This window comes from Bacillus sp. SRL337 (assembly GCF_984799155.1).
In genome coordinates this window covers 805,323-831,102 of the sequence record NZ_OZ481793.1, presented here as the reverse complement: position 1 = coordinate 831,102, position 25,780 = coordinate 805,323, and the positions used below count along the sequence as shown (strand labels likewise).

General features: G+C 40.1%; 28 protein-coding genes and 1 pseudogene. 3 read left to right on the top strand and 26 right to left on the bottom strand.

Translation table 11 applies throughout. The features are described from left to right. Positions 1-45 precede the first annotated feature (45 nt). The 15 genes and pseudogenes from AC4E8A_RS04060 to yfkAB all read right to left on the bottom strand — a co-directional run. Positions 46-219, bottom strand: a complete 174-nt coding sequence (locus AC4E8A_RS04060; protein ID WP_490196992.1) for a hypothetical protein — start codon at positions 217-219, stop codon at positions 46-48. Positions 220-331: 112 nt separating this feature from the next. After that, positions 332-1,123 carry a sigma factor-like helix-turn-helix DNA-binding protein gene (locus AC4E8A_RS04055; RefSeq protein WP_490196990.1) on the bottom strand — a complete coding sequence of 264 codons (792 nt, stop codon included), beginning with the start codon at positions 1,121-1,123 and terminating at the stop codon, positions 332-334. Positions 1,124-1,169: 46 nt separating this feature from the next. Continuing rightward, a complete protein-coding gene (locus AC4E8A_RS04050) occupies positions 1,170-1,757 on the bottom strand; it encodes a hypothetical protein (protein ID WP_490196988.1) in 588 nt (195 codons plus the stop codon). Continuing rightward, complete coding sequence (locus AC4E8A_RS04045; protein ID WP_490196986.1) at positions 1,750-2,073, bottom strand: hypothetical protein; 324 nt, start codon at positions 2,071-2,073, stop codon at positions 1,750-1,752. The genes AC4E8A_RS04050 and AC4E8A_RS04045 overlap by 8 nt, the downstream gene beginning before the upstream one ends. A 188-nt stretch (positions 2,074-2,261) precedes the next feature. Then, positions 2,262-2,888, bottom strand: a complete 627-nt coding sequence (locus AC4E8A_RS04040; RefSeq protein WP_490196984.1) for a hypothetical protein — start codon at positions 2,886-2,888, stop codon at positions 2,262-2,264. 25 nt (positions 2,889-2,913) lie between these two features. Beyond that, positions 2,914-4,041: a hypothetical protein gene (locus tag AC4E8A_RS04035; protein WP_490196982.1), complete on the bottom strand. Its 1,128-nt coding sequence runs from the start codon at positions 4,039-4,041 to the stop codon at positions 2,914-2,916. A gap of 33 nt (positions 4,042-4,074) precedes the next feature. Continuing rightward, a complete protein-coding gene (locus AC4E8A_RS04030) occupies positions 4,075-4,434 on the bottom strand; it encodes a hypothetical protein (RefSeq protein WP_490196981.1) in 360 nt (119 codons plus the stop codon). A 14-nt stretch (positions 4,435-4,448) separates the two neighbouring features. Next, a complete protein-coding gene (locus tag AC4E8A_RS04025) occupies positions 4,449-5,306 on the bottom strand; it encodes a hypothetical protein (protein ID WP_490196980.1) in 858 nt (285 codons plus the stop codon). 2,228 nt (positions 5,307-7,534) lie between these two features. Then, complete coding sequence (locus tag AC4E8A_RS04020; protein ID WP_490196978.1) at positions 7,535-7,750, bottom strand: hypothetical protein; 216 nt, start codon at positions 7,748-7,750, stop codon at positions 7,535-7,537. 585 nt (positions 7,751-8,335) lie between these two features. Beyond that, positions 8,336-9,754, bottom strand: a complete 1,419-nt coding sequence (locus AC4E8A_RS04015; RefSeq protein ID WP_490196976.1) for a type I restriction enzyme HsdR N-terminal domain-containing protein — start codon at positions 9,752-9,754, stop codon at positions 8,336-8,338. Positions 9,755-9,862: 108 nt separating this feature from the next. Next, a complete protein-coding gene (locus tag AC4E8A_RS04010) occupies positions 9,863-10,561 on the bottom strand; it encodes a hypothetical protein (protein ID WP_490196974.1) in 699 nt (232 codons plus the stop codon). Between the two features lie 76 nt (positions 10,562-10,637). Next, positions 10,638-11,228 carry a recombinase family protein gene (locus tag AC4E8A_RS04005; RefSeq protein WP_490196972.1) on the bottom strand — a complete coding sequence of 197 codons (591 nt, stop codon included), beginning with the start codon at positions 11,226-11,228 and terminating at the stop codon, positions 10,638-10,640. 447 nt (positions 11,229-11,675) lie between these two features. Next, entirely contained in the window at positions 11,676-11,975 is a 300-nt protein-coding gene (locus AC4E8A_RS04000; RefSeq protein WP_490196970.1) for a hypothetical protein, read from the bottom strand. A gap of 121 nt (positions 11,976-12,096) precedes the next feature. Then, on the bottom strand, positions 12,097-13,632 hold the full coding sequence (locus tag AC4E8A_RS03995) for a recombinase family protein (RefSeq protein ID WP_490196968.1): 1,536 nt from the start codon (positions 13,630-13,632) through the stop codon (positions 12,097-12,099). A 100-nt stretch (positions 13,633-13,732) separates the two neighbouring features. Continuing rightward, positions 13,733-14,386: pseudogene (gene yfkAB, locus AC4E8A_RS03990) on the bottom strand (radical SAM/CxCxxxxC motif protein YfkAB); the annotation flags it as partial. Positions 14,387-14,563: 177 nt separating this feature from the next. Between yfkAB and AC4E8A_RS03985 the strand changes: the two are divergent. After that, positions 14,564-15,070, top strand: a complete 507-nt coding sequence (locus AC4E8A_RS03985; protein WP_490196966.1) for a CBO0543 family protein — start codon at positions 14,564-14,566, stop codon at positions 15,068-15,070. Between the two features lie 120 nt (positions 15,071-15,190). On the opposite strand, the gene AC4E8A_RS03980 is transcribed toward AC4E8A_RS03985, so the two are convergent. Then, positions 15,191-16,324: a zinc-dependent alcohol dehydrogenase gene (locus AC4E8A_RS03980; RefSeq protein ID WP_490196965.1), complete on the bottom strand. Its 1,134-nt coding sequence runs from the start codon at positions 16,322-16,324 to the stop codon at positions 15,191-15,193. Between the two features lie 316 nt (positions 16,325-16,640). Here AC4E8A_RS03980 and AC4E8A_RS03975 point away from each other — a divergent pair, with 316 nt between their 5' ends. Beyond that, positions 16,641-17,159: a DoxX family protein gene (locus tag AC4E8A_RS03975; RefSeq protein WP_490196964.1), complete on the top strand. Its 519-nt coding sequence runs from the start codon at positions 16,641-16,643 to the stop codon at positions 17,157-17,159. 82 nt (positions 17,160-17,241) lie between these two features. Here AC4E8A_RS03975 and rpmG read toward each other — a convergent pair whose 3' ends face one another. The 10 genes from rpmG to AC4E8A_RS03925 form a co-directional block, all read right to left on the bottom strand. After that, the gene (rpmG, locus tag AC4E8A_RS03970; RefSeq protein WP_490196962.1) at positions 17,242-17,391 is read right to left on the bottom strand and encodes a 50S ribosomal protein L33; all 150 of its coding nucleotides are present in this window, start codon (positions 17,389-17,391) and stop codon (positions 17,242-17,244) included. A 32-nt stretch (positions 17,392-17,423) separates the two neighbouring features. Beyond that, positions 17,424-17,693, bottom strand: a complete 270-nt coding sequence (rpsN, locus tag AC4E8A_RS03965; protein ID WP_490196961.1) for a 30S ribosomal protein S14 — start codon at positions 17,691-17,693, stop codon at positions 17,424-17,426. Between the two features lie 60 nt (positions 17,694-17,753). After that, positions 17,754-18,098: a hypothetical protein gene (locus tag AC4E8A_RS03960; RefSeq protein WP_490196959.1), complete on the bottom strand. Its 345-nt coding sequence runs from the start codon at positions 18,096-18,098 to the stop codon at positions 17,754-17,756. Positions 18,099-18,122: 24 nt separating this feature from the next. Continuing rightward, positions 18,123-18,377, bottom strand: coding sequence for a type B 50S ribosomal protein L31 (locus AC4E8A_RS03955; RefSeq protein ID WP_490196957.1), 255 nt, complete (start codon positions 18,375-18,377; stop codon positions 18,123-18,125). A gap of 174 nt (positions 18,378-18,551) precedes the next feature. Further along, the gene (locus AC4E8A_RS03950; RefSeq protein WP_490196956.1) at positions 18,552-18,812 is read right to left on the bottom strand and encodes a type B 50S ribosomal protein L31; all 261 of its coding nucleotides are present in this window, start codon (positions 18,810-18,812) and stop codon (positions 18,552-18,554) included. Positions 18,813-19,184: 372 nt separating this feature from the next. After that, positions 19,185-20,861, bottom strand: coding sequence for a sulfite exporter TauE/SafE family protein (locus AC4E8A_RS03945; RefSeq protein WP_490196954.1), 1,677 nt, complete (start codon positions 20,859-20,861; stop codon positions 19,185-19,187). 87 nt (positions 20,862-20,948) lie between these two features. Next, on the bottom strand, positions 20,949-21,836 hold the full coding sequence (locus AC4E8A_RS03940) for a hypothetical protein (protein WP_490196952.1): 888 nt from the start codon (positions 21,834-21,836) through the stop codon (positions 20,949-20,951). A 50-nt stretch (positions 21,837-21,886) separates the two neighbouring features. After that, positions 21,887-22,162, bottom strand: coding sequence for a hypothetical protein (locus AC4E8A_RS03935; protein WP_490196951.1), 276 nt, complete (start codon positions 22,160-22,162; stop codon positions 21,887-21,889). 5 nt (positions 22,163-22,167) lie between these two features. Continuing rightward, positions 22,168-22,341, bottom strand: coding sequence for a hypothetical protein (locus AC4E8A_RS03930; RefSeq protein ID WP_490196949.1), 174 nt, complete (start codon positions 22,339-22,341; stop codon positions 22,168-22,170). Between the two features lie 779 nt (positions 22,342-23,120). Further along, on the bottom strand, positions 23,121-24,527 hold the full coding sequence (locus AC4E8A_RS03925; RefSeq protein WP_490196948.1) for a DHA2 family efflux MFS transporter permease subunit: 1,407 nt from the start codon (positions 24,525-24,527) through the stop codon (positions 23,121-23,123). Positions 24,528-24,796: 269 nt separating this feature from the next. Here AC4E8A_RS03925 and AC4E8A_RS03920 point away from each other — a divergent pair, with 269 nt between their 5' ends. Next, entirely contained in the window at positions 24,797-25,480 is a 684-nt protein-coding gene (locus AC4E8A_RS03920) for an NAD(P)H-dependent oxidoreductase (RefSeq protein ID WP_490196947.1), read from the top strand. Positions 25,481-25,780: the final 300 nt, after the last annotated feature.

Sequence of the window (25,780 nt, the reverse complement as noted above, 5' to 3'; positions counted from 1 at the left end):
TAAAAAGGAGCACCAAACCCTTACAGGCTCAGTACTCCATCCAGTTTAACTATAGATTGCTCTTTTAATAAATTTATCTACATCAGGCTTTCCATTCTCTACAATGATAGCTCCTCTGTCTCCTACAGAAATATCCTTGCTTTCAGGCTCAGGTCTGCCTAACATCTTAAAGACCTTGGCTACCATTTCCTTATGCTCCTGAGTTATCTGCTTATCCATGCTGTATCCTCTCCCTGTCTTTAATTGCTTTCAGTACTCTGATTAGAAAATGGATTCTGTTTGTGACAGGCAGAGCCATGGACATAAAAAAAGCAGGAGCATCTAGGAAAGCCTAAGCCCTCTCAGATACTCCTACTGGATTCTCTCTCATAAATCTGTTATATACTTTCTCCCATCTATGACCTCCCACAATCATTGATACAGAGCTTCTACTGATACCATGCATCTTAGCTATTGTTCCCTGACTTTCTTCCTCAAGATAATAAAGCTCTAAAATCTGTCTAGCCTTTAGTCCTGTCATTCTAGTTTTCCTGTTATTATGGATGTCCTCTTTATTCAGATTCTTAAACATAATAAACATGCCTGTAGAGTCTGTACCTTTCAAGACCTTATAAACAGTTCCTGATGAAATATTAAAAGCCTCTGCCAGTTCATCTACAGTTTTCTCTGACTGGTAAAAGCCCTCTAAAATCTCATAAGCCTTGTAAGCATCTATTTTAGCCTCAGGGAGTTTATAAGAGACTAAGCCAATAACATGAGCATGAGCTGTATTGTCTGATTGAGACAGATACTCAAGGTTGCTCAGGCTGTTATCTGTTTTGTCTCCATTGATATGATTAACTGTCATGCCCTGAGCCATCTTCTCTACATACTCCTCAGCATCTGCCAGTATCATTACAATATGATGGACTGAGACTGTCTTATATTTATTTCCCTCTGCATCCCTGAGGGAATAATAAGCATATCCATCTTTTGTATAGGATACTTTCCTGAGGCTGTTATCCTGCAAGCTCTGTATCCTGATTTCTCCTGTATCAAGATTGTAGGAGCTATGCTCCCTCTCCATATGTTTATTTACTAGCTGTACCCTCTGCTGTAGTTGTCCTCTGTTTAGTCTTTGCATGGTTTACATCTCCTCTATAATTTGTAAGTAAAAAAGAGCAAAGCTTTTAGGCTTTACCCTCAAGTTTTCTAAGTTGATAAGCTACTCTGTTCTCTGTAGTATCATATTTCTCTGCAATATCTTTGTAAGTTGCTCCTGACTTTTTATGTCCTGCCCATTCAGCGACAATATGTCTAGGATAACTGCCTTTCCTTCTTGGCTTATTAGCCTTATCTATATCTTCCTGTAGCCTGCAATATGCATCATATAGCTCTGCATCCTCAAAGGAATAATCTTTATGATGTTTGTACTGGATGCCTACAACCTTCCTGCCCTCTACCTGAGGATGGGGATATACAGTAGAAATAGAGCCATCAAGGTTGATTGTCCATTTCTCAGGAGTGTTTTTCAGAGCCTCTAGTATCTCAAACAATAAATCATCCACCTTGTCCTGATGAATCTCTGTAAATTCCTTTTCCAATGATTTCAGGAGATTAACTTTCTGCTTTTCTTCTAGGTTGTAATCTGAATCAATGTAAGAAGAAATCTGCTCTAATGTAGTCCCTTTCAGGAGCATCTTCTGTAGATAGTTATTTCTGACCATCTTATACTCAGGGCTTTTAAGTTTGCTTTTCTTTTCTGCTGTCTCAGCCATGGCTTACATCCTCCTTAAATAGTTCATCCAGTTCCTCAGGATTCTCCTCTGCAATCTCCATAAACAAATTAAAAGCCTCAGGGCTGTAATTGCCTATAATAACTGAGTGTACTGTCTGAAAAGATAGTCCAATGTATTCCTTACTCAAGGTATCTGTTGCTATCCCTTGTAAAAAGTGTCTATACAAAATTCCTCCCATAATCTCCCCTGTCAGCCATCCTTTTTTAATTGCTAAAAGCTGATAACCTTTTTTACTAATGACCTTGGCAGATTCTCCTGACTCTCTCCATTCTCCAAACTTATAATTAATGCTCATAATAAAATCTCCTCCTGATAGTTTGTAAAATAAAAAAGGAGAGCCTCAGCCCTCCCTTTATTACTTGCTGTATATTTTCTGTGCTACTGCAATCATGGACAGTACAATAGCTCCCTCAATTAATACCATGGTAAAAGCTCCTCCTTATAAAAAGTAGTTGCTCCTATGCTCTCTCAGTTACTGATAATTTACTTGCTGATAGCCTCTAGCTGTCTAACCTCTGCTTTATCAAACATCCTGCTTAAATCAGAAAATAATTCTCTTTGCCCTAAATGGAATCCCTTATATGTTCTGTCTGCATCTGCCCTTGCTACAATACCAAAGTCAATTAATACTGCTCTAGTGTAGGAAAAGGTATTATTGATTGTTTTAGCAAAGCTAGACAGTAACTCATTGTCCTCTTGCAGGCTGTTTACTGAGACTGTTTTCTTGTATTCTAAAGCTAATGCATTGTACAAGAATACTGTTTTCTTATGTGCTGTGAAAAACTCTACAGCCATGTCCTCTAGCTCTGTTGTCCTTTTCTTATTTCTTGCCTCATTGATTCCTTTTGTAAGCTCAATTTCTTCCTCAATTTCCTTAGCCTGCTTGATGAGCTTTTTAGCATCTGATACCTCAGTAGCCTCTGTCTTTTCTTGCTCAATTTGTTCCAGTTTATCCTCTAGCTCTACAATAGCCTCATTATCTTGCTCCTTAGCATCTTCTAGCTTAGCTACTACCTCAGCTACTTTCTCCTGAGCTGATTCCAGTTCCAGTACCTTGTTAGCCATTTCCTGTGTTTTGGTCTGTTTTAGTTCCAATGTCTTTTTATCCAATTCAATCAATCTCCCTTTTAGTATTTTATTTATATAGTTTTTCTAGTGGTATTTTACCTTCAAAAAATGCTTTCATTTGTTCCTCTACAGAAAGCAGTACCTCTAGCTCCTCCTGATGAGCTGAAACTCTTTGTTCTACATCAACCTTATCAACCTCAGGAGGCTTAACTGTATCCTTAGCTGATTTCATATCTTGTAGCATTTTCTCAGCCTCATCTTTGCCAAACAATTCTACATACATTTCTTTAAGCTGAGCATCTGACATAGGCTTTTTGTTTTCCTGCTTGATGTCTTTCCCTTTGCTGTACAATTTGACTTGATTCTTTCTGAATGGAGTAGCTTTTCCTGTCTGAATCCTATTCAGTCTTACTGCCTGAGCCATTAAATCTAAGTCAGGATGCTCTACAGCATTGTAAATTGAGGCAAAGAGTAAGCCATAATACATCAGTTCCAGTTTAAAGCTCTCATCTGTAATATCTGTATCAATGAATCTCTGAGGAGCTTTCCTGCTGTCAGCATCTCCTCTGTCTAACTTATCTGATTCCTCAAGCATAAGCCCTAGCTGTTTAGTGTTGCTCAGGTATTTACTGATTGTTCCTAGCTCATTCTTAATAAACCACCTTAAAGACCTCTGCTTTACCTGTGTAAGATTCATCAAAGTACTTGCATCCAGTTGAGCAAATTCAATCAACATTTGCCTGTGCTTGGGGTTGGCATTTGGCTTGATAGCATCTTTTATAAGAGCCTGAATAAACTGGTCTAACTGCTCCTCAGTAAGACTCCTGTTCATGTTGTGTACATCTGCCTCAGGCTCTTTGCTTGCCTCCTGTAGCTCTACCTCATTATCAAAAGCCTCTCTGTTATCTCTTATATAATTTCTGAGAGTTTTATCAGCAAACCCTGCTACTTTACTGAAAGATGCTTGAGTCACTCCATCAAAATGTACTTTGCTGTAGGCAAAACAAAGAACATACTCCTCAGGACTGGATGGATTCTGCTCCTGTAAAAACTCCTCTAATTCTTTCTGATTGTCTGCCATGTTGTGTAGCTCCTTTCTTAATTTTAGTAAATATTTTAAATCTGTATGAGTCTCTATATTTTCAGGGGAGAAAATGTCTGTTGTCTCTCTCCTACTACTATGTCTAGCTGACACACCCTGAATAAAGGTATGAGAGGAAAAAAGTTTCTATAGGTTAACAACCTGTAATTCCAAAGCATATCCCTCTGTCCATATATGAGTTCCATCTTTCATAAAGTCATTATCTGTATTTAATAACAAAGGTCTAAGACCTATATACATACTGCTTTTATCTTTCTTATCAGGAGCTGTAGCGATAGTAATATCTCTATCTCTTAACTCTTTTAAGATAGTCCTGCTTATTTCTGTTAAAGTGACATCAGGAGAAAGCCCTATAGTCTCTGCTAACTCCATGAAATCTACTTTCTTTAACACTGGATTATATGTCTGAGTAATTCCCTCAATCTGTAATAAATACAATAGAGCTTTTTTGGTTGCCTCTGACAATGGCTTAACCTCTTTTTGCATGGTTAAAATCCTCCTTATTTTCCTCTGATTAAGAAATCTGCTTGTAATGACTTATCAGGCTCTCCATCTTTTCTGTAGAATACAAAAGGATTGAGTTTCAGATGAGTCTTTCTCCCTTTCAAGACCTTGGCGAATACTGTCATACCATCCCATTTAAGATTATTGATTTTTCCTTGAACATTCTTTTTATCCAGTCCAGTAATCCTACAAATATCTGCTACTGACAGAGCCTCAATATTGCCTCCATCAGTTTCAAAAGGATTGGAGCAAAGTACATTATTCTCATAGTTGATGTAAGGCAAGATTAAATATAAAAATCCCATGTCAGCAGGTTTCTTTTTGTTCTTTTTGTTGATGTTGGCTTGATATAGCTTTCTAATCTGCTCAGAGAATGTCTTGGCTACTCTCTTGCTCTCAGTTCTGCCCTTAAAGTGATACTGAGAATTGATAACAAAAGCCTCAACCTCTTTGCCATCAGTTTTAATCTTTTTGGTAGACATCAGCCCTTTATCTAAAAAGTTATCAATATGCTTTTTGATATGACTTCTGTTGTTGATGCCTAAGACCTCGCCAATATCTCCTCTTTTCATTGGTACTGGATTATGAGTTGATTTAATCAGAACATTATCCTCATATCTCACATAAGTCTGTAATACAAGAAAATATCCTAGTTCTACTGTTGTTAGCATCTCAATAGCCTCCTTAGCATTTTCCATGTCAGAGAAAGTAAAAGCCTTGGCTTTCTTCCTGCTGTTCTCTCTTTTCTGCCTCTCTTGATATGCTTTCTGCTGTTCAGGAGTCCTAGTAAGTGCAAACTCCTTTTTCTCTCCTGTTGCTAGGTGCACATATTCATTGTGTTTATATTCAGTCATGATGTAACCCTCCATTAAAATTAAGTGAGCTTTATCAGCTCCTTTCTTTTGTTCACTTACTAGGGCAGCTAAGATGACCACTTAACAAGTATGAAAGGCAAAAAAATTTATTTTCTTTTAAATCATCCCTCAGTACTATAGTTAGAGCAGTTTTTCAAAACATGACAGGGAGGATAGATATTTCTCTGATTTAATTGGGGGTATTTTGTGAACATAAACATGCCTGATTGGGGGTATTTTGTGAACATAGAAAAATGAGGCTTGAGCCTTAGAGCCACAAGGGATGAGAGAGGGTTGGGACAGAAAGTTTTATCTTTATCTTGAGAGATAGGAGCAAAGCTCCCCTACAATAAATTAAATACTTGAATAGCTTAAAGACCTGATACAATAACTCAGGCTTTTATCCAGTCATGGCAGTAAGAACAGTATCAGCAGTTTAGCCAGTCCTGTTGTAGAATCATTAAAGTTATTAAGCTCTTAATATCTCTTGTTAGTGAGGATGGAAGGCTATGCCTGACAGACTCTAGCCCTTTAGGGCTTATATCTCTGCTATGACAGTAAAGACCTCAGGAGGAGCTACAGGAGGCATCAGGAGCTACTGTCTCAATTCTTGTAACTGACCTTAATTACTCTTAAATAATAGGTTAGAGAGAAGGTAGTTTAAGAGATATGTGTAACTTTTTGGGATGACTGTCTCAGTTTTTGGGACAGGGGGTATAAGCTAAAATGCTGATGTAGCAGTACCTGAGCCTGATTGTCCCTGTCTCAGTATTTGGGACAGTAAAAATCCAGTAAAATCATTATCATTTTCTGCTGAAAAGTACCTTTAAAAGACTGGATGTAGCAGGATAAGTAGATGTACAGGGGCTTAGTTGTCCCTCTGTACCCTTCTGATAGTTTGTTTTGTTGTAGGCAGACTTATTAAAGCATGGTAAAAGTAAAGAAAGGATGTCAGGTAGGATACTTAATTAAGTTTAACTATCTTTCCATGGATGTCCTTTCTCTCCTTGTAGACACTACTATTAATGCTTTTTTAATTTCAGTAAATGTTTTATACTCACTCTTAATATCTCTATATTCAGGCAGTCTATTGTATCCTTAATTGGATGCAGTAGGCTGTCTTTTTTTTTGTCTACTTTTAAGGCTGTAAGTCCTGCTGTATAAGGGAAGTTGACAGACAGTAAGTATTATGTATAGGGACAGTTATTTAAGTAGATTCTGCAAGGGCAGTAAGTACAGTATAGGGACAGTATAGGAGCTGTCAGGAGACAGTAGGGAGTCTGTTTATTGTAGGGGGAGGGCTATCTGTTAGGGACAGTAATAGAGACTGTATAGGGACTGTCAGGAGTCTGTAAGGATGCTTTTACTAGACAGTATAGGGACATGCAAAGCATAGGGACATACAAAGTATAGGGACAGTATATGTCCTGCTAGTGTTACTGAGAATTATACATATAGGGCTTACAGAGGCTAAATTGTACATATGTAGTGTTGCTTAAAAGACTCAGCAGACCTCAGCCCTGTCTACCACCTCCTGACAGTATTATTTTCATCAGGTAGCCTATTCAAGAGACTTTCAGCCTTTGTCCTGTCTATCCTCAGTCCTTTTCCTGTAGCCCTTCCTGATGCAGTATCAATAGGAATAACAAAGACAGTAAATACAGTACTGGAAAGCCTGATACAGCCCTCCTCTTTTATATCTGCCATGGCTATATGTTACTGAGATTAAAACAGCAGGGGCTTATTTACAAAGGGAGGGGAGGTAGGAAAGTAAACTTTACATTAAAGTATTAAAAGTATCTAAAGTATTGAAAGTAGTAAAAGAGCATCTTGATACATAAGATAAAGCCATTGTCAAACTGCCCTGACAATAAGGTAGAGCATACTTTTAAGAGATTGTCAAACTACCATAAATGAGCAGGACTATACATACTTTAGGGATATTGTCAAACAGGCTCAGGGACAGGCTCTCAGCCCTTCTCAGACATCCTCAGGAGCTACTGGATACATCAGCCCTTACTATCTGTCAGGAGGGCTATACAGCAGAGACAGGCAGGAGCTACATCAGGAGCAGGAGTCCCTAACATAAGAGCAGGGCTATTGTCAAACAGGGACAGCACAGGGCTTACATCCAGTACAGGATATAGAGCCTATTCTCAGATATACTTTTGATACAAGATTATGAGACTCTTTAAAGCCTGCTGTTATCAGGTCTGCATATTTTCAATTTAATCATATGATTTTGGAACACTATCTACAGCTACTGGATAAGACTCTGCCTGACTGTCTGCCAGTACTGACTGATGCTGTCTCTTGCTGATGTCTCCTATTGTCTCCTGATGCTGATGCTGTCTCTTGCTGATGATACTGAAAGACCTGACAAAGATTGTTACTGCTGATGCTCCTGACAATACAGATACAAACAGATAGAATATTGTAGCCATGACTGGAAAGCCTTACTGTCTGAGCCTTACTGTACTGAGCTTAGCTGATGCCATGACAGAGCCTTACTGCTTGAGCCTGACTGTCTGAGACTTGATGACAGCTTAATAAAGATTGATAGGCTTGTAGCCATGGAAAGATATTTATTGTAGCTGAGAGAGAGCCTGAGGGATGCTGAGAGGGATGCCATACCATGGGGGGCTAGGGGGCGATTTTTGCTACATGTATGAAAATCAGAAAGGCTATTCCTAAAATACAGAAATCAGGGGAATCCTTACTGAGCCTTACATAGTAAAGACAGAAAGCTATACAATCTCCATACAGAGCCATACAGTAGCCTCATACAATAACAGGACTTAAACCCTACTAATCATGAGTACACCTGAGAGACAATCTGAGAGCCTTACAGAGTAAAGAGCCTTCCTGAAATATAACTGCCCTTACTTAAAACAGGGAAATCCTTTTAAAAATTTTTAATTCCTAAAATCTATATTCAGCAGGAAAGGACAATACTTGCCATGGCTTTAAAGCACATAAAAAAAAGAGCAGGAGCTGCTATGCCCTCTGCTGATAAAGTAATACCTTAACTAATATAGAAAATCATAAAATGGATGGACTTTCTTATCCTTCTTACCTCTTTGTTTTACTTTCTCAATTATTTCATTGTAAGCAATGTTATTTGAAACACTAAAAAAGTCTGCCCCAGTAAGATACATAACTTCCTCAAGAGGATAGTTGTTTTTAAAAAGGGACTTGATAACATATGACCTTACAGATGCAGGAGATAACTTGCTCCAACTGGAATCTGTTGTATCAATTTCTTGAAGAATATCAAATATGTAATTTACTCCATTTGGAGACATTGGACTATATTTATTTTGATATTTTGTATAGAAAAGATGTTTTCCTTTTATTTTCTTCTTTTTGTTTTCCTGAATTAGCTCCTCTAATAAGTCTTTTATTTTAGGAGGCAATGTAAGTATCCTTTCCCCAATAATCAGCTTATCCCTTTTAATACAGTCACTAGTCAATCCTATCAATGTTGACCTCTCCAGCCCAAACCCTATACATAAGAGGAAAACAGATTTATTTCTTAATGTGTCTCTCCTTTTGTTGTACAAATCTAAAATTAATTCAATATTTTCAGGAGTTAATATTTCCTTGTCAGGAATTTCTTCTACAATAATATTAAACCTTTTTATCAGCTCATTTTTTTCTTCATCAAACCCAGGAGCTCTAACCTTTAAAGTCTGAAAGAATGACCTAATATGTGAATATTTATTTATAAAGGTATTTATGGATTTAATTTCTTTGCCATTACTACTTTTTCTTCTCCATTCAAGCTGTAAAAAATTCTCAAATTCATCTATTACAATATGCTCTAATTTTTTGTATCTTTTTGTTTCCTCTGCATAGTATTTAAAAAAGTTAAACAAGGTCCCCCTATAAGGAGCCCAACTGTTGCTTTTGTCTGGATACTTTATGGCTTTAAATTGGGCAATATCTTTAAAATATTTTGTTACTTTGTTATCAAAAATATTTTCCTTACTAAAATACTTTATCAGCTCTTGGTCTTTCTTATTGAAAATATCAATATTAAAAACAACTCTGTCTAAATTATTCTCTTTTCTATTAGGATTTGGTAAACCCTTTATATCATTGTTAAACAGAATAAACTGTTTTCCATTTGTTAAGATTCCCCATGACAAGTTTCTTTGATTCATATAACCTGCAAGTTGGTCTTGGTCTTGTTCCCCCAATTCTTTCCCTGCTTTTTTCACTTCTACATACAGATAATTAAATTCATCAACCTTTACTGCAATATCTGCCCTTCCATCTTTATGGTACTTAGGATGCTCATAATAACACTCTAAAGGGTCATATCCTAGCATTTCAAGGAACTTAGATACTATATGAATCTTTATGTTTTCCTCTGATGATGTTTCTTTAAATTTATCATATAGTTTTCTAAGAAATTTCAAGTCAATCTCTTTAGTTATTTCCATTTTATCCCTACCTTTCTGTTATAAAATACATTTTAATACAGATATGTTGTTTTGTAAATATTTCCTTTTACAATGTAAAAAAAAAGACTCAGGTACTGAGCCTCAGACTTATTTCTTTCCTGATACCATTTCTTCTTTATATTTCTTTGCTTTTATCTTCATTCCAATAAAATAAACTGTTAAGTCAATTAGATTCTTTAAATCCTGTATATCTTTATCTTCCCATTTCCTGATGTAATGAGTTTCATCATTCCCTAGCCAAGCTGCCCTCTCAGCCATTTCTTTTATATCAGGATTATCAATATAGTCATTTATACATCTTTGAATAGAATGTATACCCTTTACTTTTTCTGCCTCATCAGGAAACTCACTAATAATAAAGTCTTTCACTAAATACTCTAGGGACTTCCTATATCCTACTCCACATATGAGGTCTAGCTCCTCTTTTTCAGCATGGAGAGCTTGGTTATATATAGTTACAAAATCACCTGAAAGCTCTTGTACATCTGCATCAAATTCTTTCCTTTGCTTTGATAATGGATAAGTATGACTTGGGATGACATCGCTAATCTGAAAAGCACTACCATAATAAACTGCAAAAAATAAACTGCCACATTGATTTCTAGGACACCCACAAAGAATTTCAAACTTATTTGCCATTTTCTCATAAATGAGGATGTAATAAGGAGATATAGAATGATTACAAACAGGACAAGTATCAGGTAGTTTATCTCTATAATTATCTAAGTAACCATCATTTTCCTGTTCATGAATAAAAGCAATTTTACCTTCATAATCCACAGCCATTTTATTACCACCTTTAATAGTTTAAGTTTATTTTAACAAACTATGGAAATTTAGGGGCAAAAAAAAAGAACAGGTATCAAACTACCTGCTCATGCTCTGCCAGTTCTTTTAACTTCCTATAGATAGTAGCCTTGCTGACTCCTGTTATCTCTGCAATCTCTTTTACTGTATGTTTTCCCTCCTGATACATCTCAAGAGCAAACTGTACTTTCTTAGTACTTCTTTTAGGTCTGCCTAACTGGACTCCCTTAGCCTTGGCTACATCTATTCCCTCCTGTACCCTTTTCTGTATCATCTTCCTTTCCATCTGCCCTAGTGCTCCTAGAATGGTCAAAAGGAAATCTGACATATGGTTTTCAGGAGATGTATCTAGCCATGACTCCTGCAAGCTCCTTAAAGATGCCTGTTTACTCCTGATGATTTCTACAATCTCTAGCAGGTCTTTAGTTGACCTTGATAATCTTGAAATCTCTACAATATATATTACATCTCCTGCCTGTAAGTCTTGGAGCATCCTATCCAGTCCTTCTCTAATCCTCTTAGCTCCTGATACCCTATCTGAGTAAATAGCATCCAATCCTAAAGCCTCTAGCTGATGCTCCTGCCTCCTGAAAGACTGCTCCTCATGTAAAGTACTGACTCTCATATAACCAAACTTTCTGCTCATCTGTATCCTCCTTATGAAACTGTTTTATCTTACTGGATACAAGTATATCAAAATTAATAAGCCTATTCAATATGAATACAGTATAGATGTTGCCATGGTCTAAAGTAGAAAGATGATAGCTCAGACAATAAAATATAATTTCCTCAGAGAGCCACTCTCAGACAATAAAAAAGAGCAAAGTCCTGTGGAAAATGCTCTTAGTACATATTTCATTGGTATTAGGTAAACATATTGTTAATCCAACTGAAAGGAAGATATAAATGTTTCCTGCTTATAAAACAAAACTTTTAACAATAATTTGGATGGGAGTAGGTAGTGCTATTCTCACTAGCATTTTTAGTGCAGTCATTATTTCTTATGTGATTAAGATGTATCACAAAGTCAACCAACTAAGCAATAGCTAGGTATTTTAATTCCTAGCTTTAATCTGCTAATATGCCAATGCTTTTATTTTCCTTTTTTACTAAGCTCCTCAGGGAAAGTCATCCTATACTCTGCTGAAACTCCTACATTATGAGAAACTTCCAATACTCCTATTTCTTTCAGTTCCTCTAATGCCCTCCTGATTGTACTGATAGCCATGCCTGTTCTTTTGTTCAGGTCTGATAAAGAGGTATCTACTTTCCCAGTCTCCTCATCTGCTATTGTGTACATTATCAGCCATACTTTGCATGCCTTGGCATCTAAAGCTGTAGCCAAATTATAGATTTTTTCTTTTGTATGTAGTAAGTTACTGCTCCCTGACATCTTTTTAATCTCCTCTCCTATAGCCTGCTCAATTTCACTATAGTTAATTTTAGTACAACCATGCAGGTATGGAAAGGTTAATCAGGCAATAAAAAAGAGGAGGACTGTATTTAGCCCTCACTCACTTATAATCTATGACTGTTACAAAAGGCTTTTCTCCTCCATTGTCTGACTGCTCTTTCCAGTAATAAACTTTGTCTATAACCTCATGGAGCAATCTGTTTAACTTGTCAGGATTAGCCTCTGAGTCCATGGACAATATCTGCTCTATCTTTTCCTTAGCTCTCTCATGCTTTTCTACCTCAGCCTTTGCATCTGCTCCCTCTAAAGACTCTAGCTCCTCTGAGATAGCTCTCTGAGATTCCTTGATGCTCTTAATCTCCTCAGTAGCCTCCTCAGCCTCATATATTCCCATCTTAAAGCCATCCTGTACTTTCTTCCTTTGTTCCTCTAGCCTGTCATACTGCTGAGCCAGTTCCTGCTGTTTGTTGGCTATCTGTCCTAAAAAACTGTTATCACCTGAAACAATAGCCTCTATCTTTTCATCAATGTCTGTCAGATGCTCTCTGAGCTTTCTCAGGATGTCCTCCTGTATTCTCATTGACTTGACTCCATTGTTTTTACATCTAGGCTTGCCCTTAGCCTCAGCCTTAGCCTTAGCTCCCTTGGATGCATGACAATTCAGGACATATAAATCCCTCAGAGACTTATCTAGTGTATTCCTTGCCTCTCTGCTTACATATTTCATACAGAAGGAGAGAGTCTGCCCACACTCAGGACATACTAACAGCCTAGACAAAGCATATACTCCTCTCTGACTGGACTGAGGTACTTTCCTATTCTTCTCCCTGAGAGTCTGAGCCTGCTTGAAAATGTCTGCCTCTACTAATGGAGGATGAGCCTCCTCAATATGGATAACATCCTCTCCCTGTAGCTCATAGTGTACAGTACCTCTGTAAGCAATATTAGACAGGATATGAGATGTAGCTCTGACTCTAAACTCAGCTCCTCCTCTTGTCTTGATGCCTCTCATGGATAACTGCTCACATATCTGAGCCTGATTAAGTCCCTCCTCTACATACATCCTGAAAATACTTTGTACTACTGTAGCCTCCTGAGGATGAGGGATAAGATGTTTTTCCTCATCTTTCTTGTAACCATATGGAGCTACTCCAAAAAATACACCTTTCTCAATAGCTTGTATTCTCCCTCTCCTGAGTTTCTTCTTAATAATCCTCATCATCTGAGAGTCTAGGACTGACTGGATGCTTGAGCTAAACTCATCATTGTCATCCATGTAGTTATAAGTCTTATTCAATGTATAAACTATTAAGCCCTCATCCTTACAGAGCTGTCTGAACAGGGCAGAGTTTAAATCATTCCTTGCAATTCTGTCGAGGTCAGTCAACAATATGCCATCATAAACCTGTCTTTCCAGTTCAGTAAGCATGGAATCTAATTCAGGTCTGCTTTCCCTCCATCCCTCAGAGCTTGCCTCCTCTGCAAAGACTTTATATTCCATGTTGTTTTTCTCTGCATAATCAGTCAGGAGCTTTATCTGATTTTCAATCTCCATAGAGTCATCTGATTTAAGTCTTGATTTCCTTGCATAGATAGCTACTAGCTTTTTGGCTTTCTGTAGTTTCTTAATTGCCATTGTAAATCTCCTCTCTATTTGAATACCCTGATTAAAATAATCACACTAATAAAACCTATTATAACAGGTATATATAGAGTTGCAAGATTTATTACATACAGTACATCGGATGAACTTCATGGCGCGTACAGCCCATTTCAATGATATGATCATGGATTTTTTCCAAGTAAGGGAACGTCCGGCCGTTCAACATCGTTTCAGCAGATACCATGACACCTTCACTGGAAAGTCTTTGCGAATTTTCCACCATGCGTTCAAAATAGTTCTCTCTTTGCTGTTCCGACGGTTTCCTCTCCATCCGGGCAAAGCCAGTTTCTGCAAACTCTTCAACAGTCCCCCAGTTATGGGATATATGCAGAACATCCAGATAGGGAACAATTGGCTTGTACCTCTCATAAGGAAGGGTCAAATTGGAATTAATCTGTGTTTTCACGCCCCTTGAATGAGCATAGGTTAACAGCGGCAGAACATGGTTCTCAACCGATTTTTTAGACATCATGGGCTCGCCGCCCGTTATGCTGATCGTTCTGAGATGCGGAATTTCATCCAGCCGTTTGAAGATCAGATCCATTGGCAGTGCATCTGGATCTTTATTCTGCAATGTATAGCCAACAGCACAATGATTGCAGCGCATATTGCACAGTGTTGTAGTCGTAAATTCTACGCTAGATAATGTCATCTTTCCATGCTCTTTCACATCCATATATGCTTCCCAGGGGTCATTGACAGGGGAAAGCGGCAAAGAGTCTTTCATTCTCACAGCCATCTGTAACTTCCTTTCAATATGTACCTATTGATCTATTCTTGATACCATATGAAATCTTAAGTGATTCTACTCCTTTTTACAAGCCAATTTACCGTACAATCCGGATTCCTGTATAAAATTAATCTTTCGGTAAAAACTATATAAAAAAACAATACAGGTGAATCTATGCATATCGTCTTAACATCATCTTTGCTTCTTCTAGCGGCTATAAAAGGAAATTGGCGTGAGTGGAAGAAGTATCATCTTACTATTTTTTATGTCATTATCTGTAATCTTCTATATAATACACTGGCCCAAAATAAATTACTTTGGGAGTACTATCCTGATTTTTATCCAAAATCCCATATCATTGTGGAGATTCTGTATTCTTTCATAAATCTCCCTGCAGTTACCCTGATTTTTCTGACCTTTTATCCATTTTCTTCAAACAAAACCATGAAAATCAGATACATTGCCTTATGGTCTCTTGCCTCTTTTGTTATTGAATTCCCCTTTTATAAGTTTGGTCGGCTTCTGTTGCAAAACGGGTATGAATACTGGATGGACTTCTTCTTCTATGTCATGATGTATAGCATGATCCGCCTGCACGTCTCCCGTCCATTTGTCACCTATATACTATCAGCAATTGTCTCGGCAGGGATGCTCTGGCTGTTCAACATTCCTTTGAAGTGACAGGCGCGCCCCGGATTTTGTCGAATGATAGAAAAACAGCCCGTCATCCCTTAGAAGGGGCGGCGGGCTGTTCGCATCGTTAAAGATTTTTCTGCAAATTTTGGGGCATGCCTCTCACCATTATGGTTTGAGCACAACTTTTATGCAGTCATCTTCATGGTCATTGAAGATTTTATAGGCGTCTGCCGCTTGGTCCATCGGCATAATGTGGGTGATGATTTCGGTCGGATTTAGCTCCGCGGATGTGATTTTTTCAAACAGTTCCGGCATGTAGTGGACGACTGGAGCCTGTCCCATTTTCAGTGTGACGTTTCGCTCAAAGAAGTTTCCAAGCGGGAACATGTTGTACATCATGCCGTACACGCCTGTCAACTGTACGGTACCGAATTTACGGACTGCGTCTTTGGCGATATTGATCGCGCTTAATGTTCCGCCTTGCAGCTTTAGTTTTTGCTCCACCTTCTCAATCGCATTCTTTTCTCCATCCATACCGACACAGTCTATGACAATATCCGCACCGCCTCTGGTGACTTCTTTCAGATGCTGTCCCATCTCTTTGAATTCGTCGAAGTTAAAAATTTCGACATTATTGTTTTGTTTCGCCTTCTGCAGACGATACGGCAGGTTATCGACCGCAATGACCCTGCCAGCACCTTTCATCCAGGCGAATTTCTGCGCCATCAATCCGATTGGGCCGCATCCCAAAACAATGACTGTATCTCCCGGTTTCATGCCGGAATGTTCGACACTCCAGTAAGCGGTCGGCAGGACATCTGACATGAATAACAAAGCTTCATCCGCTAAATCGCAGGATTCCGGCACTTTGAAAGGCATTGCATTTCCAAAAGGGACACGTAAATATTCTGCCTGCCCTCCCGGATGGTTACCATATTGTTCCGTATATCCAAAGTAACCTCCGGTATCTTTATGAGGGTTGGAGTTATCACATTGGCTTTCCATATCATGCTGGCAATAAAAACAGTGGCCGCAGGATACATTGAACGGCAGGACGACTCTGTCGCCTTTCTTCACTCTCGTAACGTCCGGTCCTGTTTCCTCGACAATCCCCATCGGCTCATGTCCAATTATATACCCTGGTCTCAGCGGAAGGTTTCCTTGGTAAAGATGAAGGTCAGAACCACAAATGGCCGTTGATGTAATCTTGACGATGATATCATCCGGCTTTTGGATCTTTGGATCTTCTACCTCTTTGACTTGAATGTCTTTCGAACCCTGGTAAGTTACAGCTCTCATTTTCAGCCTCCTACTATTGGAATACAAATCATATACCCATGCCCGGGAAAATTATTCTGACTAATGTGAATGTATTAGTGTTTTATCCTTTTCAAGCTTCCTTTAAGTCCTGATCCTAAATGAAAATTCAATTGTGAAAGATATGTGACTACCATTGCCATACCGGCTGAGCGGGGGTATATTATAAGTGTAGAGAGTAAGTGAAACACTTCACAAACTAAAACTTCTCTACTTAGTTGAAAAGCTGGCCGGCTTTATTTCAAATTTTTTTAAGGTTGTATGTGAAATACTTCACAATACTAAGGAGATGGTAAAAATGAAATGGTGGAAAACTCCTCAAGCTGCAACTGTATGGACAGTGTTAAGAATTTGGCTTGGTATTCAGTGGCTTGAAGCCGGCTGGCACAAACTGACAGATGGATTTGATACAACAGGCTTCTTACAAGGAGCTATCAGCAATGCGGCTGGAGAACATCCGGCGGTTCAGGGCTGGTATGCAGGATTCCTCGAAAACGCGGCACTTCCGAATGCAGAACTTTTCAACATCCTAATCCCTCTGGGAGAAATGCTGGTAGGCGTTGGAATGATCCTGGGAGCAGCTACAATCCCGGCATTACTTGCAGGGGCTTTCATGAACCTGAACTTCCTGATGGCGGGAACAGTCAGCACAAACCCTATCCTTTATACAGCGGCCATCATCCTTCTGTTTACCGGAGGCGGCGCATACTATTTTGGAATTGACAGATTCCTGGTTCCATTCGTCAAGAATGCGATGGCAAACAAAAAGGTACGCAATAAAGAGAAAATGGAACGCAAACACGCAGTACTTCACTAAAGGGTGACAGGCACTACTCGAAATATGTCGAATACACAACACAACAAAACACCTCATTTACGAGAGGTGTTTTGTTGTGTTTTTATTTTGTTTCCCTATGCAAGGTGCGTTTTTTTAAACGTGGACAATATTTCATCAACTCAAGGCGGTCAGGGTTGTTTCGTTTGTTCTTAGTTGTAATGTAGTTTCGGTCTCCTGTTTCGGTACATGCTAAAGTGATCTTGATCCTCATTCCTCATTCCTCCTTTATAGCTTCCTATTGAATTACCAGCTGGACTTCTTGACTCCCGGTATCTGTCCTTTATGTGCCAGTTCCCTGAAGGCAATACGGGACATTTTGAATTTTCGTAGATAGCCGCGCGGCCGGCCTGTTACTTCACAACGTTTTTTCAAGCGCGTTGGAGATGAATCTCTTGGCAGTTTTTTTAGTGCTTCATAGTCTCCCTTTGCTTTGAGTTCCCTTCTTAACTCTGAATATCTTTCTACAATCTCCTGGCGTTTTCTTTCTTTTACCACTTTTGATTTTTTAGCCATTTGTTATCTTCCTTTCGATGATAATTATCGTAACTATTACGATTTACACTCTAAAATTTTTTATATAAAGAATAGAAAACTCATTCCCCCGTCTGTCCCCGAGTTTATCTCATCAGTACAATCAATCCATTCAAACTTCTTCAACTTCATTTTCAACTGCCCATCTATCTCCGTTTCGATTTCCCGCATCAGTTTGATAAGCTGCCCATAAGTCATGTTGAAGCGAGATGCTGCCTGCTTGTGCGGCGTATGTTTGACCAAAAGTGACATGAAATGCTCCGAAGTCTGGGATTGCGAGGCCAGTTCATCTTCAATTCCGACAACGTATTGATAGACCTCTCTCTTATGTTGAGGAAGACCTGCAACAATATCCCTTACCAGAATTTCCATCAGGTGTTCATTCATATTCTTCACTCCCGGGTATTCATGCTACTTCGGACGGTCCATATTATATTTTTTCAAAAAACGGTCTGCACGGCCTCCGCGGTCAGCAAATTTCTGGACCCCGGTATAGAATGGATGTGTATCTGAGCTTACTTCCACTTTGATCAGTGGATAAGTGCCTCCATCTTTCCATTCGATTGTCTCTGAGGAACTCTTGGTTGAACTAGTCAAAAATTGAAAACCGCTGTTTGTGTCCATAAATATAACCTTTTGATCATGCGGATGGATATCTTTTTTCATGATTATACCTCCAGTTTTGTTTTAAAACGTAATGTTTACGATTTAAAATATATTCATTATTAAACCAGAAAAATCCTTTCGGTGCAACCCCTGCATCTTACCCAACTTAAAAAGCGAATTCCCTGTGAAAGGAATCCGCTGCGTCTTAATTCGATACAAGTGGGGTGGTGCCTGTCACTCGTCATCCGGGCGCTTCATATTATATTTTTTCATGAAGCGGTCTGCACGGCCGCCGCGGTCGGCAAACTTTTGAACCCCAGTATAGAATGGGTGTGTGTCCGAGCTTACTTCGACTTTGATCAGCGGATAGGTATTTCCGTCATCCCATTCAATCGTGTCTGGAGATTTCATGGTTGAGCTGGTCAGGAACTTATAGCCGCTGTTCGTATCCTGAAAGACCACTTTTCCATAGTTTGGATGAATTCCTTCTTTCAATGAGAAAACCTCCTGTTTGAGTCTGATCAAACTAGCTTTGAGGATTTGGCAATCCTGTTTATTGAGGGGTGTTTATTCCCAATCTGTCCTTCATGGAATGCCCAAAACCCTCTATATAGTATTTATTCACGTTCTGCCTTTGATTCAAACTTTTTTCCAACTGCGAACTGCTGTTAGTGGTGATTCTTCTCTTCCGCCTGAATAAAAAAATCCTCACAAGATCCCTTACATTCCAGAGCCTTCGTGAGGATTTTTTAACTTTCCCAGTCCAGATTCTTAAGTGGATATCGATCGCTTTTCAAGCATCAAGCGATCTGCTGGAACTGCAATGGAAATGGTACCGAATCTATTCCGATTGGGATTTGCCCCCTATTACTGCAGCCCTTCAATAGTGATCTCCCGTACCGGCAAGGAGCTCTCCCCCGTATCGAGATAGGTGACGTTCACTTTGTCGTTTTTCTCGAGGTAGATGCTCATCGGACTGTTTTCTGAGGAAACGATGTAGCTTTTTTCCTCGAGAAGAAAGTAAATTACAGTGTAGTCCCCTGTTTTTTCTTTATAGACCCGAGTGACCGTTCCGCTGACCTGTTTTTCTTCTGCTTCACCACTTCCATTGACGCTGCCGCCGCCCCTTTGCAAGGCTGTTTTATACAGTTTCAGTGCCTGGTTCGGCGTGTTAGCATAAACAGAGATTTCCGGGTTAGCCGCTGAAACAATAAAGTAATTCTGCAGGAAGCCGTTGGCGTCTAGAACCGGCGTCAGCCAACTCGCTTCCCCGTAGAAGTTATACAGGCTCGGCATTTCCCCGCTCCATTTCTTCTCAATGAATTTCTTCTCAATGATTTGGAGATTGCCTTGCGAATCCATGTATGACTTTTCGAGATTGCCTGTATAGAAGACTGCCTCCCCTGTCCTCGAATTGGTCAAAGAGTAGCCAAGCATGCTGTCCACTCCTTCTTTTGGCGAGGTAAAGTCTGTAAAGTAGAACATGTCTCCATTTTCATCGAAAATCGGGCTGACATTGGCCTCTGTCCCTTCATCTGAGGGAAGCTTAACTTCTGACTTTCCGAACACACTGTTCCAGAAGCCCTGGACATAGTTTCCATAATAACTGTTTTGCAGGCTGACTGTTTCAGGCGATACTGCACCATCGATGAAAGCAGGAGCATCAGCCAATTTATAAGAATTCATTTTGCCGTTTTGCGGGTCAACCACTACGATGCCTTCCGCTTTGAAGCCGTTTCTGCCAGAGATGAATTCTCCATAGGTTCGTACATAGAACGGCTTTCCGTTTTCATCCACCTCGAGCTGCACATTACCGGTAAATATCCGCTTTGGAAAGTGAATACGAATATGGCGCTCGATATTTTTATTAAAGTAGGAGGAAGGCGTATAAGTCATCTTTTCCTTCACGAACTTCGGGTTGGCTGATGAATCTGTTGCACTGATAGTGAAATACCCCGGAGTTTCGTCTCCCTTGATCCACTTGAAAAATCCGGAAAATTCCACAGGGGCAATATAGACATACTCACCGTTTACTTTTTGAATCTGAAGGTTGCCGAGCTCATAATAACTCGTGTCAGGCACCTGGCCAAAGGCCTTTTTCATTTTATTGCGGGCAAATTTCGGCGGCACACTGGCCGGCGTCTTCTGCTCATCAAATGCTTCTATTTCCGTTTTCACATCCATTTTAGCGGACTCAAATTTCTCATCTGCATTGAAGAGAAATGCAGTCAGCATGAAGGCACCAATCAGAACGGAAACGATAAACACAAAGCCCTTGATCATCCGCTCCTTCCCTGCTGCCAAAATGGCGCCGGCACCTGAAGCCAAAATCAACAACAGCCACATGGATGAAAAGGTACGATCCAGGTTGCTGAAATAATAAAAACCAAAAGCGGCTGCAACCGTGATGACCAAAACAGCTGCCATTCCAGCTGAATTAAAACGGCTTATCTCTTTTCCCTTCGCCCTTACGCTTCGAAGCGGTACCAGCAGAACTGCCATCACCAAGCCGACGATAACTGAAAATAGTAAAATGTTTCCCATATGTTTCTCCTTCCAGGAGTTATTTTTGCTTAGTATGTATACGGATGAAGGGGTACCGGGGATTCACTTTGTTCTAAATTTATTATTTTAGGAGAGATTTCGGATAATCGGCAGTATCATTTCACCAAAATCCTTCTTCCCCTGCATTTTACGATTATGCTCAAGCGATTCCTGGACGTTCTCCCTATCAATGTGCAATGGATTTCCCTCTGGATTCTTCTCAAAAGTAGACATGGAAGCCTCTAATTCCTTCTCATTGGTTTCCGTTGCCGCTCTTAATAACCCCTTAAGCCTTGAAGCCTTAACTTTTCCTGAGGAAATTAACTGATAAATACGTCGATAACCAAGCTGCATTTCACGCTCTCTTAATCCGAAAGTGTACATATTCAAGCTGTACCTGCCGACTTCCTCCTCCATCTTTCGCAAAAATGCCCGATCGAAAAATCCGCTCCCCCTTGTAATCTCCCTTTGCAAGCCGCCCACTGTGTAGACAATCTCCCTGACTTGTGATGCATCTTCTATAATCATTTTGTTCAAGGCAATGATTCTCTCGATTGTTCCTTCCAGTTCGGGATCTGCCCGTACAATCTCTTCTACATGCTCAGTCAGCAGCTTCACCATTTGCTGATAGGGAGCCATATTCATGTTCATCCTTGGAACCATGCCAGTAATGACGTTATGGACCATCGTATTATAGGAAATTAAAAAGTATGCAGCTTCTTTCACTTTATCCGTATCAGGCTCTTTTCCCGTCGCATCCAAAATCAAATAACCGGTGATCTTCCCAATTAGAGAATTGTATGCTGTCATAAAGTAATATTCTTTCCCGTCATAATAGGCAAAGTCCCACATCTCCCATTTCTCAAGGAACCTTTTATGCTTCTTGATATTCTGTCTATGCTGCTTCGTGGGTTTGACGTTAATTTTTTTTCTATACTCCATCTCTGCAGGTTGCCGGTTTATATCCTGTTTCATTAGATTCCTCCCCAATGAAAAATAAAATAAAGGTTTATATAAAGGTGCAGTCACTTTGGATGTAGCAGCAGATTATAAAAGTCTTCCCGATTTTCCAACTCATCGGCTGGAGTATCCTCCTTGACCATATCCTTCAGTTCGGGCATATCTTTTGCTGTTTCAAAATCGCTGTTCAGCATATGCGGCTCATTTCTCTTAAACCAACAATAACCCAATAGGAGGAATGGTTTTTTGAAATTCATCTTGTCCAAATAGGCTAAGATATCCTTTCGACCTGCTGCTGTCCTTAACTGCACTTCATTCTTGCGGATAGACGCTCTTACCATTTCAACTACACATGCCCGTACCTTCTTTTGCACTTCTTCTTTTGCACTTCTTCTGTGACCAATTCAGTAGTATTCGCCTCATCCACCAAGTCCGTCCCTGTTTCCACACTTTTAAAGATAATATCCTGCTCTTCTCTCAAGCTTCTGGCAGCATCCAGGCAGCTGCTGATGCTTCCCATAATCTCTAAGGGGGCTCTCCCTTCAAGCGTACTCTTAAATGATAGAAGTGTTTTTTCCCACTTCCTGTACAGGTTTGCTGAAGGAGATAGTGCCCATTCCCCACCTGTCTTTATGATGTTGGATCCCGCCGTTTTATAGACATGGACAACGAGAGTGACCTTTTGACTTCTTCAAAAGAAGGAATAGAACCATCCTCTCTGATGAAGAGATCTTGAAGCGAAGGGTAGTAGCTTATGACATAATAGTTTTCCCCATTATATTGGAACTTGGAGGGCAGGCAGTCAATTCTATTGCTTCAGGGGCCATATTCCTCCGCTTTTCTTTTTATATATTCCGGTAATATTCATAGTCGAGCATGATATACCCTTTTCATTATTTTTTTACTATCCTTAATATTCCAAATTTATATTACCACATCTTTGAAGCATGAATTCCTATTAAGAACGCAGTAACATGGCAAACTGTAAGGCATATCCACAGTGTGGTTATGCCTTTTTACATGCGGCTGAATCCTTCTCCATCTAAGGTCTGAAGAGAAAACCGGCCATCGGATGTTAATTCCAAAGGAGTTCCTGGCTACACTAGTGGTAGAAGGGAGTGTTGAAGATGAAACACAGAATGATATTTACGAAGAAAGACGATATCGAAGTAAAACGCATTTTGGAACAAATCACTGACCGGCGAGCCAGCTTGTATAATCGGATATTTTAAAAAACGAGTGCAAAACCGCATGGGTTTTACACTCGCTTGATTCGACAAATATCAGGTTGTGCCTGTGTCACTCTTCTGCCGGGGTTGTCTTTTTAAGAAAAAATGCCAGAATGATACCTACTGCGGCGACAGCTCCTGCTGCAATGAACGAGACGTTGACTCCGTGAACAAGCCCTTGCATTCCATGCTCTGCAGGATTCAGCGCCGTATTCGTCATAATGGTGACCAGCAGGGCCGTTCCAACTGATCCAGAGACCTGCCTCATCGTATTGTTCATGGCTGTACCATGCGGAATAAGGCTTGGCGGCAGCTGGTTAAGTCCCGCAGTCGTAACGGGCATCATTACCAATGCGACTCCGAACATCCGCACCGCATTGACAACCGCCATGTAGGTAAATGATGTTTCTGTCGTCAAATTCGTAAAGAAAAAGGTAGAAACCGTCGTAATGGTCAGTCCTACTATGGCCAGCATCTTGGCTCCGAATTTATCGAAGATCCTTCCGCTGATCGGGTTCATGATTCCCATGATCAACGCCCCAGGCAAGAGCATCAATCCTGATTCAAAGGCAGTGAACTCATGCATGTTCTGCATATAAATCGGCAGGATGGTCGCACCTCCGATCATCGCGATGAACATGATCACCCCAATGATGGTTGCCAAAGTGAATACTCCATACTTGAACACCTTGAATTCAAGGATCGGCTCCTCAAGGTTAAACTGCCTCCTTATGAACATATAGAGGATCAACGCCCCAAGAACCAATGACAGGATTACCTGGGCACTTCCCCAGCCTGCGGTACCCGCTGCACTGAACCCATAAAGCATTCCGCCAAATCCCAGTGTAGACAGGATGATTGAGAGAACATCCAGCTTCGGATTCGTAAGCTTGGTAACGTTTTTCAAAACAAAAAAGGCGATGATTAAATCAATGATGGCAATAGGCAGTACAATGTAAAATAAGACGCGCCAAGGATATTGATCGACAAGATAGCCTGACAATGTTGGCCCGATCGCTGGCGCAAAGGAAATGACCAAACCGAACAATCCCATGGCCGACCCACGCTTTTCAACAGGGAAAATAATAAAAAATACCGTCTGCATCAATGGAATCATGATACCTGCCCCGGATGCCTGAACAATCCTTCCAATCATCAAAAAGAAGAAGTTCGGGGCAATTGCACAGAACAGTGTTCCCAATGCGAACAATCCCATCGCAGTCATAAACAAGGTCCTTGTCGTGTAGCGTCCAATGAGGAATGCTGTAATAGGGATCATCACCCCGTTCACCAGCATAAAGACAGTGGTCAGCCATTGTGCCGTATTCGCTGTCAGATTCAAATCCTCCATAATGTGAGGCAATGCCGTAGCCAAGAGGGTCTGATTCAATATCGCCGCAAAAGCTCCAGATATTAAAATTGCGACAATCGGCGCGATCTTTATATCTTGCCCTTCTTTCGCCTGAGTCTTCTCCATTTTCTTCCCCCTTTCTAAAGCCTGACTATTAGTTTGCTGTTTCCATTCCTCTTCTATTCTTCAATTGAGAAGGGGAATGGAAATATAATTCCCTCTTCATAAAAAAAGAAACAGCAGCTAAACTGTTTCGGTTACCGTAATATTGTAGCCTCTATCAGTACCTCTGGACAACCAATATGCTTACTAAAATGTGCTCTTCCAGTTGAGCATAATCACTGAATGGGAATCTCCTACTGTGTTACTTTATATAAGAACATTTCAAAAGGAGGATGACACAAGTGCAAAACAAAGACCAAAGGAAGCAGGAGATTCTTGACGCTTTTCACTTCAGACACGCCACAAAGCAATTTGATCCTGATCAAAAGATTCCGGAGGATGATTTCCGGTTCATATTGGAAACGGGCCGTCTTTCCCCAAGTTCATTCGGATTCGAACCTTGGCGTTTTCTTATCATTCAGGACCCTAAGCTGCGGGACAAAATCAAAAATACTTCATGGGGAGCATTCACCAAACTTCCCGAAGCGAGCCATTTTGTCATCTTTCTTGCGAGGACCAAGAAAGACACCAAGTACGATTCGGAGTACCTGAAAGACCAGTTATTGAACATTTCCAAGTTCCCAGGAGAAATGATGGAGAAATTCCTCGGCAGAGTGGAAGAGTTTCAAAGGGAAGATTTCAAGCTGCTTGATGGCGACAGACCACTATTTGACTGGGCCTCCAAACAGACTTACATAGCGCTGGCGAACATGATGACAGCTGCCGCTCAGATTGGAATCGATTCCTGCCCGATTGAAGGTTTCAATATAGAAAAAATGAACCACCTCCTAGCTGAAGAAGGTTTGCTTGAAGACGGCCATTTCAGTATTTCCGTCATGGCAGCATTCGGCTACCGCGTCGAAGAGCCGCGTCCTAAAACACGAAGACCATTTGACGATGTCATAAAGTGGATATAACCTTCCCGCTCAGTGCTTCTAGTGCTGAGCTTTTTTTGTATAGAAGCTGTAAAGTCCTCGAGGGTAACGGTTGAGGTGATTTTTTTTAGAAATTTCATCGGCCCTTAAAGCTCCCCTAGCACACTTCTTGTTTTTCAGGTTTATCGTCCACTAAAGGATTTATACAGCTTTAAAGGAATATGCATTGCATTGCCCGCTCCTTATCCTACTGAATTTAACTTGTCATTACGCTTGTATATGGTAGTTTATTCCACCTTGTTTAAAGAGATGATGAAGGGGAAGACAAAGAGCAAAGATAGA